This is a genomic window from Streptomyces sp. NBC_00443, from assembly GCF_036014175.1.
In the GTDB taxonomy this organism is placed as follows: domain Bacteria; phylum Actinomycetota; class Actinomycetes; order Streptomycetales; family Streptomycetaceae; genus Streptomyces.
In genome coordinates this window covers 4587722-4601022 of record NZ_CP107917.1, presented here as the reverse complement: position 1 = coordinate 4601022, position 13301 = coordinate 4587722, and the positions used below count along the sequence as shown (strand labels likewise).

General features: G+C 68.1%; 13 protein-coding genes and 1 tRNA gene. 8 read left to right on the top strand and 6 right to left on the bottom strand.

All coding sequences use genetic code 11. The features are described 5' to 3' along the window. Positions 1–60 precede the first annotated feature (60 nt). From recF to OHO27_RS20720, 7 genes are all read left to right on the top strand, one after another. Positions 61–1182, top strand: a complete 1122-nt coding sequence (gene recF / locus OHO27_RS20750) for a DNA replication/repair protein RecF (protein WP_328426084.1) — start codon at positions 61–63, stop codon at positions 1180–1182. Next, on the top strand, positions 1179–1730 hold the full coding sequence (locus OHO27_RS20745; RefSeq protein ID WP_328426082.1) for a DUF721 domain-containing protein: 552 nt from the start codon (positions 1179–1181) through the stop codon (positions 1728–1730). The genes recF and OHO27_RS20745 overlap by 4 nt, the downstream gene beginning before the upstream one ends. 477 nt (positions 1731–2207) lie before the next feature. Then, positions 2208–4268, top strand: coding sequence for a DNA topoisomerase (ATP-hydrolyzing) subunit B (gene gyrB / locus OHO27_RS20740; protein WP_328426080.1), 2061 nt, complete (start codon positions 2208–2210; stop codon positions 4266–4268). Positions 4269–4310: 42 nt separating this feature from the next. Beyond that, positions 4311–6902, top strand: coding sequence for a DNA gyrase subunit A (gene gyrA / locus OHO27_RS20735; RefSeq protein WP_328426078.1), 2592 nt, complete (start codon positions 4311–4313; stop codon positions 6900–6902). A gap of 18 nt (positions 6903–6920) precedes the next feature. Continuing rightward, positions 6921–7736, top strand: coding sequence for a DUF3566 domain-containing protein (locus OHO27_RS20730; RefSeq protein WP_328426076.1), 816 nt, complete (start codon positions 6921–6923; stop codon positions 7734–7736). 127 nt (positions 7737–7863) lie between these two features. Beyond that, positions 7864–7937 (top strand) — tRNA-Ile (locus OHO27_RS20725). A gap of 847 nt (positions 7938–8784) precedes the next feature. After that, positions 8785–9021: a helix-turn-helix domain-containing protein gene (locus OHO27_RS20720; protein ID WP_328426074.1), complete on the top strand. Its 237-nt coding sequence runs from the start codon at positions 8785–8787 to the stop codon at positions 9019–9021. A 99-nt stretch (positions 9022–9120) separates the two neighbouring features. Here OHO27_RS20720 and OHO27_RS20715 read toward each other — a convergent pair whose 3' ends face one another. The 5 genes from OHO27_RS20715 to OHO27_RS20695 form a co-directional block, all read right to left on the bottom strand. Beyond that, the gene (locus tag OHO27_RS20715) at positions 9121–9549 is read right to left on the bottom strand and encodes a hypothetical protein (RefSeq protein ID WP_328426072.1); all 429 of its coding nucleotides are present in this window, start codon (positions 9547–9549) and stop codon (positions 9121–9123) included. Positions 9550–9627: 78 nt separating this feature from the next. Continuing rightward, entirely contained in the window at positions 9628–10074 is a 447-nt protein-coding gene (locus OHO27_RS20710; RefSeq protein WP_328426070.1) for a hypothetical protein, read from the bottom strand. Positions 10075–10163: 89 nt separating this feature from the next. Beyond that, complete coding sequence (locus tag OHO27_RS20705; RefSeq protein WP_328426068.1) at positions 10164–10352, bottom strand: hypothetical protein; 189 nt, start codon at positions 10350–10352, stop codon at positions 10164–10166. A gap of 20 nt (positions 10353–10372) precedes the next feature. Continuing rightward, positions 10373–10609, bottom strand: a complete 237-nt coding sequence (locus OHO27_RS20700; protein WP_328426066.1) for a hypothetical protein — start codon at positions 10607–10609, stop codon at positions 10373–10375. A 214-nt stretch (positions 10610–10823) separates the two neighbouring features. Continuing rightward, positions 10824–11225 (bottom strand): hypothetical protein, encoded by a 402-nt coding sequence (locus tag OHO27_RS20695; RefSeq protein WP_328426064.1) that lies wholly within the window; start codon positions 11223–11225, stop codon positions 10824–10826. 191 nt (positions 11226–11416) lie between these two features. Here OHO27_RS20695 and OHO27_RS20690 point away from each other — a divergent pair, with 191 nt between their 5' ends. After that, a complete protein-coding gene (locus OHO27_RS20690; RefSeq protein ID WP_328426062.1) occupies positions 11417–12640 on the top strand; it encodes a helix-turn-helix transcriptional regulator in 1224 nt (407 codons plus the stop codon). On the opposite strand, the gene OHO27_RS20685 is transcribed toward OHO27_RS20690, so the two are convergent. Next, positions 12621–13283: an HAD family hydrolase gene (locus OHO27_RS20685; RefSeq protein ID WP_328426060.1), complete on the bottom strand. Its 663-nt coding sequence runs from the start codon at positions 13281–13283 to the stop codon at positions 12621–12623. The two genes, OHO27_RS20690 and OHO27_RS20685, sit on opposite strands and share 20 nt — an antisense overlap. Positions 13284–13301 lie beyond the last annotated feature (18 nt).

The window sequence follows — 13301 nt, the reverse complement described above, 5'->3', positions numbered from 1 at the left end:
CCCGGTTGTCCACAACTGGGGAAAGTCGAACCACATGTTGGGGGAGGTCGGCGAACGACCATGCACGTCACGCATCTGTCGCTGGCCGACTTCCGCTCGTACGCCCGGGTCGAAGTCCCGCTCGACCCGGGCGTCACCGCCTTCGTCGGACCCAACGGCCAGGGCAAGACCAACCTCGTCGAGGCCGTCGGCTATCTCGCCACCCTCGGCAGCCACCGGGTCTCCTCCGACGCACCCCTGGTCCGCATGGGCGCCGACCGGGCGGTCATCCGCGCGCAGGTAAGGCAGGGCGAGCGGCAGCAGCTGGTCGAGCTGGAGCTGAACCCCGGCAAGGCCAACCGGGCCCGCATCAACAGGTCCTCGCAGGTCAGACCCCGTGACGTGCTCGGCATCGTACGCACCGTCCTGTTCGCCCCGGAGGACCTCGCCCTGGTCAAGGGGGATCCCGGCGAGCGGCGCCGCTTCCTCGACGAGCTGATCACCGCCCGTTCCCCGCGCATGGCCGGCGTCCGCTCCGACTACGAGCGGGTCCTCAAGCAGCGCAACACGCTCCTGAAGTCGGCCGCCCTGGCCCGTCGGCACGGCGGCCGTTCCATGGACCTGTCCACCCTTGACGTCTGGGACGAGCATCTCGCCCGCGTGGGCGCCGAGTTGCTCGCCCAGCGCCTGGACCTGATCGCGACGATCCAGCCGCTGGCCGACAAGGCGTACGAGCAACTGGCCCCCGGCGGCGGCCCCGTCGCGCTGGACTACAAGCCGTCGGCTCCCGGCGAGGCCCACACGCGCGAGGACCTCTTCGAGCAGCTGATGGCGGCGCTCGCCGAGGCGCGCAAGCAGGAGATCGAGCGCGGCGTCACCCTCGTAGGCCCTCATCGGGACGATTTGCTTCTCAAACTCGGTCAGCTGCCCGCCAAGGGGTACGCCTCGCACGGCGAGTCCTGGTCGTACGCGCTGGCGCTCCGTCTGGCCTCGTACGACCTGCTGCGGGCCGAGGGCAACGAACCGGTGCTGGTCCTGGACGACGTGTTCGCCGAGCTGGACACCCGGCGCCGTGAACGCCTGGCCGAGCTGGTCGCGCCCGGCGAGCAGGTCCTGGTGACCGCCGCGGTCGACGACGACGTACCGCATGTGCTGGCGGGGGCGCGGTACACGGTGTCCGAGGGGACGGTGGAGCGCGTATGAGCGAGAACCCGTCCGCGAACGACGACGCGGGCTCCCCCAGGAAGAGCCCCGAACCCTCCGGTGTCGACCTCGCGCGCGTGGCGCTCAGGGCGGCCAGGGAGCGGGCACGCGCGCGTGGCGACGCGGCGCAGCAGAAGAAGCAGGCGCGGCGCGGCGGCCTGCGCTCCGGCGCGCGGGCGGACGGCCGCGACCCCATGGCGCTCGGCTCCGCCATTAACCGCTTGATCACCGAGCGGGGCTGGGAGGCCCCGGCCGCGGTGGGCGGTGTGATGGGCCGCTGGCCGCAGATCGTCGGCGAGGACGTCGCCAAGCACTGCGTGCCGGAGAAGTACGACGAGGACGAGCGGACCCTGATCGTGCGCTGCGACTCGACGGCCTGGGCGACGAACCTGCGCCTGCTCGCGCCGACGCTGGTCGCCCGTCTCAACGAGGACCTCGGGCATGGCGCGGTGCGGCAGATCAAGGTGCAGGGTCCGGGTGGCCCGGCCCGCCGCTACGGCCCGCTGCGCGCTCCCGGCAGCACGGGGCCCGGCGACACCTACGGGTGATCGGAGAGGTGCATCACGCGTGAACGGGCTTCCGGAACCGCCGTCACAGCAGTCCCCGCAGCCCCGTCGGCCACAGGTGACCGACATCACATCACCAGTCATCGGCGGTCGCGAAGTGCCGCCGGTGACCTCCTCCTCGCGCAACCGCACGCGGTTGCGAATCGCGACCTGACTCCTAAGTAGCCAAGGGTTGACGGTCGGAAGCGCTGAGTGGCTCTGTGAGCCGCTCGTAGCCCCCATCCACATATCGGGAGTCGGGAGAGCCGGGTTCAGGGCGGCACATGCGGACTCAGGTACCGGCAAACCCCCATCACTGTCGGCGCTACCGGTAGACTGGAGCGTAATCCCGCCCCGATCGTGGGGACCGTCCGGGACAAGCTGAGCAACGCTGAACAAGGCTTACCAACGCAACATGCCGCAGCCGCTCCGGCAACCCGCCGACGAGCCCGGCTCGTGCTGTGCCAGAAAGGGCGCTTCGTGGCCGATTCCGGCAACCCCAACGAGAACATCCCGTCCACCGACGCCGGCGCCAGCGGCGCGGTCACCTCGTCGAACGGCGAGGTCACCGCCTCGTACGACGCCAGCGCCATCACCGTCCTCGAGGGTCTGGACGCGGTCCGCAAGCGACCCGGTATGTACATCGGCTCGACCGGTGAGCGCGGACTTCACCACCTGGTGCAGGAGGTCGTCGACAACTCCGTCGACGAGGCGCTGGCCGGGCACGCTGACACGATCGACGTCACGATCCTCGCCGACGGCGGTGTACGGGTCGTGGACAACGGCCGTGGCATCCCGGTGGGCATCGTGCCGTCCGAGGGCAAGCCGGCCGTCGAGGTCGTGCTGACGGTCCTGCACGCGGGCGGAAAATTCGGTGGCGGCGGCTACGCGGTCTCCGGCGGTCTGCACGGCGTGGGTGTCTCCGTCGTGAACGCCCTGTCGACCAAGGTGTCCGTCGAGATCAAGACCGACGGCCACCGCTGGACGCAGGACTACAAGCTGGGCGTCCCGACGGCCCCGCTCGCCCAGCACGAGGCGACGGACGAGCACGGCACCACGGTCACCTTCTGGGCCGACCCGGACATCTTCGAGACCACCGACTACTCCTTCGAGACGCTGTCGCGGCGCTTCCAGGAGATGGCGTTCCTCAACAAGGGCCTGCGCATCAACCTCACCGACGAGCGCGAGTCGGCAAAGGCGACCGCCGGTGCGGACGAGGCGGGCGAGGACGAGAAGCACGAGGTCAAGACCGTCTCGTACCACTACGAGGGCGGCATCGTCGACTTCGTGAAGTACCTCAACTCCCGTAAGGGAGAAGTGGTGCACCCCACCGTGATCGATCTGGAGGCCGAGGACAAGGACAAGCACCTGTCCCTCGAGATCGCCATGCAGTGGAACGGCGGCTACACCGAGGGTGTCTACTCCTTCGCCAACATCATCCACACTCACGAGGGCGGTACGCACGAAGAGGGCTTCCGCGCCGCGCTGACCTCGCTGATCAACAAGTACGCGCGCGACAAGAGGCTGCTGCGCGAGAAGGACGACAACCTCACGGGTGACGACATCCGCGAGGGTCTGACCGCGATCATCTCGGTGAAGCTGGGCGAGCCGCAGTTCGAGGGTCAGACAAAGACCAAGCTGGGCAACACCGAGGTGAAGACCTTCGTCCAGAAGGTCGTCTACGAGCACCTCAACGACTGGCTGGACCGCAACCCGAACGAGGCCGCGGACATCATCCGCAAGGGCATCCAGGCGGCCACCGCGCGCGTGGCGGCCCGCAAGGCCCGTGACCTGACGCGTCGCAAGGGCCTGCTGGAGACCGCGTCCCTGCCGGGCAAGCTCTCCGACTGTCAGTCGAACGACCCCATCAAGTGCGAGATCTTCATCGTCGAGGGTGACTCCGCCGGTGGCTCGGCCAAGTCCGGCCGCAACCCGGAGTACCAGGCGATCCTCCCGATCCGCGGCAAGATCCTGAACGTGGAGAAGGCCAGGATCGACAAGATCCTGCAGAACCAGGAGATCCAGGCGCTGATCTCGGCCTTCGGTACCGGAGTCCACGAGGACTTCGACATCGAGAAGCTGCGCTATCACAAGATCATCCTGATGGCGGACGCCGACGTCGACGGCCAGCACATCAACACCCTGCTGCTGACCTTCCTGTTCCGCTTCATGCGGCCGCTGGTCGAGGCCGGGCACGTGTTTCTGTCCCGTCCCCCGCTCTACAAGATCAAGTGGGGCCGGGACGAGGTCGAGTACGCGTACTCCGACCGTGAGCGCGACGCGCTGCTGGAGATGGGCCGTCAGCGTGGCAAGCGCGTCCGCGAGGACTCGATCCAGCGCTTCAAGGGTCTCGGCGAGATGAACGCCGAGGAGCTGCGCATCACGACGATGGACCAGGAGCACCGCGTCCTCGGCCAGGTCACCCTCGACGACGCCGCCCAGGCCGACGACCTGTTCTCGGTCCTCATGGGCGAGGACGTGGAGGCCCGCCGCCAGTTCATCCAGCGCAACGCCAAGGACGTCCGCTTCCTCGACATCTGAGTCGGTCTCAGCTGACCGCACCAGGAAGGACCTTCACCAGCAATGACCGACGAGAACACTCCCATCACGCCTGAGGACGACGGCCTGGCCCTGCGCGTCGAGCCCGTCGGGCTCGAGACGGAGATGCAGCGTTCGTACCTCGACTACGCGATGTCCGTCATCGTCTCGCGCGCGCTGCCGGACGTCCGGGACGGCCTCAAGCCCGTCCACCGACGCGTCCTGTACGCGATGTACGACGGCGGCTACCGCCCCGAGCGCGGCTTCTACAAGTGCGCGCGCGTGGTCGGCGACGTCATGGGTAACTACCACCCCCACGGCGACTCCTCGATCTACGACGCCCTGGTCCGCCTCGCGCAGCCGTGGTCGATGCGGATGCCGCTGGTGGACTCCAACGGCAACTTCGGCTCTCCGGGCAACGACCCGGCGGCGGCCATGCGGTACACCGAGTGCAAGATGGCGCCGCTGTCGATGGAGATGGTCCGTGACATCGACGAGGAGACCGTCGACTTCACGGACAACTACGACGGCCGCTCCCAGGAGCCGACCGTTCTGCCGGCCCGCTTCCCGAACCTGCTGATCAACGGCTCGGCCGGTATCGCGGTCGGCATGGCCACCAACATCCCGCCGCACAACCTGCGCGAGGTCGCGTCCGGCGCCCAGTGGTACCTGGAGAACCCGGAGGCGTCGCACGAGGAGCTCCTGGACGCTCTCGTCGAGCGCATCAAGGGCCCGGACTTCCCGACCGGCGCCCTCGTGGTCGGCCGCAAGGGCATCGAAGAGGCGTACCGGACCGGCCGCGGCTCCATCACCATGCGCGCGGTCGTCGAGGTCGAGGAGATCCAGAACCGCCAGTGCCTGGTGGTCACGGAACTGCCTTACCAGACCAACCCCGACAATCTCGCCCAGAAGATTGCCGACCTGGTCAAGGACGGCAAGGTCGGCGGCATCGCAGACGTCCGGGACGAGACCAGCTCCCGTACGGGTCAGCGTCTCGTCATCGTGCTCAAGAGGGACGCGGTCGCCAAGGTCGTACTCAACAACCTCTACAAGCACACGGACCTGCAGTCGAACTTCGGCGCCAACATGCTGGCGCTCGTCGACGGCGTCCCGCGCACGCTCTCCCTGGACGCGTTCATCCGCCACTGGGTGACGCACCAGATCGAGGTCATCGTCCGCCGTACGAAGTTCCGCCTGCGCAAGGCCGAGGAGCGGGCGCACATCCTGCGCGGCCTGCTGAAGGCCCTGGACGCCATCGACGAGGTCATCGCGCTGATCCGGCGCAGCGACACCGTCGACATCGCGCGCACGGGCCTGATGGAGCTCCTGGAGATCGACGAGATCCAGGCCAACGCCATCCTCGAGATGCAGCTGCGGCGACTGGCCGCCCTGGAGCGCCAGAAGATCGTCCAGGAGCACGACGAACTCCAGGCGAAGATCACCGAGTACAACGAGATCCTCGCCTCGCCGGTCCGTCAGCGCGGCATCGTCAGCGCGGAACTCGCCGCGATCGTCGAGAAGTTCGGCGAGGACCGCAAGACCATGCTGGTGCCCTACGACGGTGACATGTCCATCGAGGACCTGATCGCCGAGGAGGACATCGTCGTCACGGTCTCGCGTGGCGGCTACGTCAAGCGCACCAAGACCGTCGACTACCGCGCGCAGAAGCGCGGCGGCAAGGGCGTACGGGGCACGAAGCTCAAGGAAGACGACATCGTCGACCACTTCTTCGTCTCGACGACCCACCACTGGCTGCTGTTCTTCACCAACAAGGGCCGCGTCTACCGGGCGAAGGCGTACGAGCTCCCCGACGCCGGCCGTGACGCGCGCGGGCAGCACGTCGCGAACCTCCTCGCCTTCCAGCCGGACGAGGCGATCGCCGAGATCCTCGCGATCCGCGACTACGAGGCGGTGCCGTACCTCGTGCTCGCCACGAAGGCGGGTCTGGTGAAGAAGACGCCTCTGAAGGATTACGATTCGCCGCGCTCCGGTGGTGTGATCGCGATCAACCTCCGGGAAACGGCGGACGGTTCCGACGACGAACTGATCGGCGCCGAACTCGTCTCGGCCGACGACGATCTGCTTCTGATCAGCAAGAAGGCACAGTCGATCAGGTTCACCGCCACCGACGATTCGCTGCGTCCCATGGGCCGCGCCACCTCGGGTGTCAAGGGCATGAGCTTCCGCGAGGGAGACGAGCTCCTCTCGATGAATGTTGTTCGACCCGGTACGTTCGTGTTCACTGCCACCGACGGCGGGTACGCGAAGCGGACTCCCGTCGACGAGTACCGCGTCCAGGGTCGCGGCGGCCTCGGTATCAAGGCCGCCAAGATCGTCGAGGATCGCGGCTCGCTCGTCGGTGCGCTGGTGGTCGAGGAGGCCGACGAGATCCTCGCCATCACGCTGGGCGGCGGTGTGATTCGTACGCGAGTCAGCGGGGTCAGGGAGACGGGCCGTGACACCATGGGCGTCCAACTGATCAACCTGGGCAAGCGCGATGCCGTCGTCGGTATCGCACGTAACGCCGAGGCGGGACGCGAGGCGGAGGAGGTCGACGGCGACATTGCCGTCGACGAGATCGCCGAGGGTGCCGCGACCACCGGCACGGACGAGGGTGAAACGCCCTCGGCCGAGTAGCACGAGGAGAGAGTCATCGTGAGCGGAGCCACGGGCGCCGGATCGTCCGGTACCTCGACCGGTTCTACAGCCGGTTCGGAGACGGGCGGCGGCCGTGGCTCCGCCGCGCCTGCGACGGACCCGCACACCACCCAGCTGAAGGCGATCAAGTCGCCCGCGAAGGGCTCGCCCTCGCCCGACGCACCTGGATCCCAGGGGGGACCCGTGACGGACACCCGAGGCTCGCAGACCCAGCAGCAGTACGCGCCCGGCGCGGGCCCGGCCGCTCCGGGCGCCCAGCCTCAGCCCCAGCCGCAGCCCTCAGGGGCGCAGCAGGCGGCCTCCGCGCCGTCCACGTCGCCGCTGCCCGGGGAACGGCAGCCGCAGCAGTCCGCCGGGCCCTACCACCCGCCGCAGGCCTACCAGACGCCCGCTCCGGAGAGCGCGGTACGCCGACCGCGCACCGGTGCCCGTACGACGCCCCGCACCCGCAAGGCGCGCCTGCGCGTGGCCAAGGCCGACCCCTGGTCGGTCATGAAGGTCAGCTTCCTGCTCTCCATCGCGCTGGGCATCTGCACGATCGTCGCGTCCGCGGTGCTCTGGATGGTCATGGACGCCATGGGCGTCTTCTCGACGGTCGGCGGCACCATCTCCGAGGCCACCGGCTCGAACGAGTCGAACGGCTTCGACCTGCAGGCCTTCCTGTCGCTGCCGCACGTCCTGATGTTCACGTCGATCATCGCGGTCATCGACGTCGTCCTCGCGACGGCGCTGGCGACCCTCGGCGCGTTCATCTACAACCTCTCCGCCGGCTTCGTGGGCGGCGTCGAGCTGACGCTCGCGGAGGACGAGTGACCGTTGCCGCCCCCGGGGCGGCTTCAAACCTCTCCTGACGGTCCCCCGACAACCGATTTTGGGACTGCCCGCGTCGTGCGCTAATCTTCAGGAGTCAGCGCGCGGGACACACACCGCAGAGCGCGGCGGGGCTATAGCTCAGTTGGTTAGAGCGCATCCCTGATAAGGATGAGGCCACAGGTTCAAATCCTGTTAGCCCCACAGAGGCCAAGTGCCAGCTCAGAAGCCCGGTAGACCGTCACCGTCTACCGGGCTTCTACATTTGCGGATCTTGTTACCCCGCTACTACCCCGTAACTCGGACGCCCAGCGAGGTCGTTGGCGGCGAGCTGTCGTCAGTGGCTCCGTCTACGCTTGCAGCGCACCCCCTGCCGATTCATGCGGCAGGGGGTGTCTGCCGTCCGGCCAGGACCTCCCGAGCCCGGCCGGAGCGTGCTCGCAGTCTAATCGAACGTGTATCCGAATTGGCGAGAGCGGGGCAACCGGTCTGCTTGCGTGGCCAGATTGCGCCACGATATATGGCTCATACAGGCATGAAGCGGTGCGAACCCACTGAGGAGTTTTCGTGGAACCCGCCCCTACCGTCTGTAGACGACGCTGAGCAGTGGGTAAAGTGCCCAAAGGGGAGGCGGACGAGGCAGTTCCGTCCGCCTGACGCACAACCCCATGACAAGCCCGGTCCGGGATGCTCGGGAGGCTCCCGGCCGGAAGGGCGCCCCCTGCCGCTTAGACCGGCAGGGGGCGTCTCGGGCAGTATCCCGCCCTCACTCACCAATACGAAGAGCACGTCCCTAACGCTCAGTCAGAATCAGCCACCCATGGGACAGCGTCCACACACGAAACCGCCCCGCCCTCCACAGAGAGGACGGGGCGGCCGCGCTCAGCCACGCGGGCGAGCACTTCACGGGGCCGGCGGACGCACATCACACCGCCCCGCGCCAACAGCCCGCACAGGGCGAGCCGCTGGACCATCAGGACCGAAGTCCAAGATCCATAAAATTAGGGTCGAACCTAATCACAGATGATCACTAGGTCGACAGCGTGGACCCGTGCCACGCAATACCCCGCCCGACGACCGGGTACTCACCCGACGCCGTCAGGTGGGAGACCAGATCCGCCGCGTCCGCGAGCACCACAACCTCACCCAACTCGAGGTCTGCACCCGCTCCGGGATCGACGTCGCCACATACAGCCGCATCGAACAGGGCCACGCCTCGCCGCTCCTCGACACCCTGATCCGCATCGCCGAGGCCATCGGGGTCGACCTCGCCGAGCTCGTACGCTGAGCGGCCGCCCCCGACGGGGGAACGCGAGGGCTGGCCGGGCTCGTCCCGCTGCCGGCGCCCTCGGGGCACAGTCGGCAACGGGAGCCTGGGAACGGGACGTCATACCGCGTAGTGCGGATAAAACGTCGGCTTCGGCTCGATCTGCTCCGGAGTGAGCAGCGGGATAGACAGAGGGCCGGTCGCCAGAGAGTCCTGGTGACACCAGTCGGGGTTGAAGTCCACCTGCCAGCCCCCTGCTTCCATCTCCCACTCGGCGTCGGGGAGCCTCACGACAACACCACTGCCGCAGGTGAGTGCGCGGTTGGCCTGGCTGATGATCCACCGGGCCTTCGCGTCCTCGCCCTCGGTCTGCCGGCAGCAGCGGTCAGCCATCAGCCAGACCTTGCGCCAGTGCATGCCCGGAGTGACCGGGCCTACGTACGCGACCCGCCGGCCGTCGACAAGGCTGCTCGCGTAGCCGAAGACGGGCCCGAACATGCTGAAGACGGTGACCCGGCCCCGGCCTTTGGCGGCTTCGGCAGTTGCCATGAAAGCTCCATGTTTGTACTGAGTCCCGACCCGTGAGGCCGGGACTCTAGCGGCAGCCACTGACAGTGGCCGGGGTGGTCAGCAGCAGGGGCCGTCGCCGCAGCAGGTCGGGGCGTTGCATTCGCCTGCGGTGCCCCACAGGATCCGGTCGACGTGGAAGCCGGCGGTCTCGATGCGGGCTGTAACGTCGGCCATAAGGCCCTTCGTGCGCATCTTGCTGTTGGGCTGGTGGTGGAGGAGGTACCCAAAGTTCTTCTGGCAGAAGTCGGCGTACCACTCGGTGTGGAGGATGGCGGTGTGCCATCCGGGGTCGACGACCTGCGACGGTGCCATGGTGTTGCCTGAGCGGGTGGTGCCCATGACGAAGATCATGGCCAGCGCCTGGTCCATGACTCGGTCGGCCAGGGCTCGGTTCATCTTGTACTCGTCCGCGCAGAACGCAGCGAGCATCTCGAACTCGTCGGCGCCGACGAGTTCCCGGCCGCGCCTCTCGGCAACTACCGTCTGTTCAGGTGCTACAGTCATGCGGAAGTCCTTCCTTCCATCGCTGATGTGCACTTGCTGTCCGCCCCCACACCCACCTGGTAAGAGGTGGTGTCGTCGTGGGGGCGGGCTCATGCGGCGGCGGGGCGCCGCTGCATGAAGTAGGAGTTCGCCTGGCGCATGAGGCGGCCCAAGCAGTCATCGCAGGCGAAGAACGGGGCGTGTTGGCCGTCCCACTGGACCGGCCCGAGAAAGAGCACCGACAGGCCGACGCGCTCACAGCCGAGCCAGCAGTCCCCGGTGACCCACTCCCGTTCCACAACTGCTCCTTCCTGAACGCTCAGGTCTGGCTCGGCCCGGCAGGGCGGGGGCGACGGCGAGGGCGCTGGGGGCAGCGTGGCCCGCAGGCGTACACCTCGGTGTCCAGGACGTGAGCCCCCATGCGGCCCTCAGCGATCCCGGCGGAGATCACGCCCGATACTCCGAGCAGGGACGTGGCGCACCAGCAACAGGCCCAGCCCGAGTACTGCGCCCGGTTGAGCTCGGCGGCCGCCGGGGGCTTGGGTATCCAGGTCATGGCTGGTCGGCCAGCGGCGTGAGGTCGTAGGCCTCGCGGCATGGCCTGCACGCGAAGCGGTGGGCTGCTGTGCCCGGGCCCGATCCCTGTTCGATGGCGCTGATGAGGCGCACACCTCGAGCGGTGCCTTGATGCCAGGCACACCATCCGTGCGACGTCGTCGGGGTGAGCTCGGCCGGAGAATCGGCAGGCTCGTGCGGAACCAGGTGACCGCTCACGCTTCGACACCTGCCTCGATCTGTGCGCCGACCCGCGGACCGAATGCGTCACCGAGGGCGGCCTCAAGCGCCTGGGGGTCAGTCAGCCAACCGTCCTCGCCCGGACACATCCGCCAGTACACGCCCGGCCCCTCCACACGGCGCGCCGGCGGGATCGTCACGGCGCTGTCGAAGCCCAGCGCGCGCGTGTTCTGCACCTCCCACGCGGACGCAGTACCGACAGGGGTGAAGAAGTAGACGGCAGTACTGAGCGGGTCCTCGACCACAGCACCGCAGCGGGCGCCGAGGATGGCCATCGCGGCCAGGCCGACGCTGCGCGGCACGCGGATGGCGTCCCAGTCTTCCCCGGCGGGATACAGGGTGCACCCTGCGGCTGTGGGTAAGCGGCTGGTCGGCATCGTCGGGCTCCTTGGCACCAAAGGCGATCAGGTGCGTTCAAGACTGGCCCTCAACTAACCGGGGTTCGAGGACTTGCAGAAGTCTTTCCGCGGCATCAAACAGGACTTTCGTTGCTGCCCTGGGGTGACACCTAGCCAGACAGAGGACTTCCGGTGACACTTGCTGCAGAGCGCGACATGGAGGTGCAGCAGTGGCACGGCCCGCAGGCAACACCCGCCTCAAGTCCGCCCGTGTGGCGGCCGGGTACCACTCCCAGCAGGCCTTGGCGGATGCCCTAGGCGTCGGCGTCCGGCAGGTACGACGCTGGGAATCCGACACACCCCCATGGCCACAACCAGAGGTGGGCCAGGATCTCACGCGGCTTCTCGGCCAGGACCTGGAATCACTCGGGTTCACCTCGCCCACAGGCGTTCAGGTTGATCGGGGACGGCGAAACGTCCTCGCTGCATCGGCCTCAGCGGTCGGTCTGGCAACAGTGCCAAGGGAAGTAAGCGCCATACAACCGGCCTCCGTGGCCGGCCACTTCCAAGCCGTCACCCGCTCCCACCGACACCTGTACTGGTCTGTCGCACCCGCCACCCTTCACCCCGCGGCTACAGCCCACGCCACCCTGGGCTGCGCTCTGCTGACCGAGACCGCCGGCCACACCCGACGGACCATCGCAGCGGCCCTCGCCGAGTCCTACCTGCTGGCGGGGCGCATTGAGTTCTTCGACATGCGGGACGGCGACCGGGCCGACCACACCCTGCTGCTCGCGCTACAGGCTGCGGGTGAGGCCGACGACCCCCTGCTCGGCAGTGCAGTCCTCGCGCACACCGCGTTCATCCCCGCCTGGCGGGCGGATCGGGACATCGCGGTCGAGCGAATGGTCGCTGCCCGGACCTACGCCCGTCGCGGCCCAGCCTCCGCTGAACTCCTCGCGTGGCTTGACGCCGTCGAGGCCGAATGCGAGACCCGGTGCGGCAACACGCGTACTGCATTGCACCTGATCCGCCATGCCGAGGACCTCCTCGGCGCAGGCAGCGAGCACGAAACTCCGGAGTGGCTCGACTGGTTCAGCCCCATCCGCCTCGCTGCGTTCAAGGGCAACACCGAGCTGCGCGCCGGACATCTGCCGCAGGCCCGCACCACGCTGCTCGGCGTCCTCGATGCTCTCGACGCGGAAGAGAAGCAGCGGACCGTCGTCCTCGGCGACCTCGCCGCTGTCGAGGCCGCGGCCGGGGACCCTGAGGAGGCATGCGGGTACGGGATCCGCGCTCTCGACCAGCTGGAGCGCACCTGGTACGCGATGGGCATGGACCGTATTCGGGAAGTACGGCGTGCGCTCGCGCCGCACCAGCACGAGCGATGCGTACGCGAGCTGGACGACCGCCTGTACGGGTGGTCTACGACGGTCAGCGCTCTCGCGCGTTGAACTGTCTGATCTCACCGGACAACTCGAGGAGGCTGTCGACGCGGAACGTCGGCAGTTTCTGCGCCTCCTCGGTGTTCCACTGGATCGTCGCCCACGGCCCGCGGTGCACGAGCGCAGTGTGCATCCCGGCCGCGACAGCGGGCCGGATGTCGTTGTCGACGCGGTCTCCGACGTAGAGCATCTCGCCGGGCTCGGCGGGGACGACTTCGGCGACGCGGTCGAAGAATGCGCGGTCGGGCTTCGAGGCTCCCCAGTCGTCGGACGTGCCGATCAGGTCGACGTCGTTGGTGAACAGATCCCGCAGTAGGCGGCCCGCGCGGACGGTCTGGTTCCCGGCGATGCCGAGCCACAGGCCATCGGCGCGCAGGGTGGTGAGCGCGTCGCGGACGTCTGGGTAGAGGTCGGCCTCGCCGAAGTGCTCCGGCTTCCCGGCCTGGGCACGTTTCTCGCGCTCTTCGTAGAGGTCGAAGCCTGGCCGGAATTCCTGGAAGGTCTCGCGGTAGTCGCGGCCTTGAGCGATGACTGCCCCGAACACCGAGGCGAAAGTGTGGCGGGGTACGCCGAGCCAGTCTGCCCAGGTGCCGTACTCGGTCGTCTCATCTACGAGGCACTCGCCGACGTCGAAGATCACAGCGCGAATCATGCTGCGAGAGTATCTGGA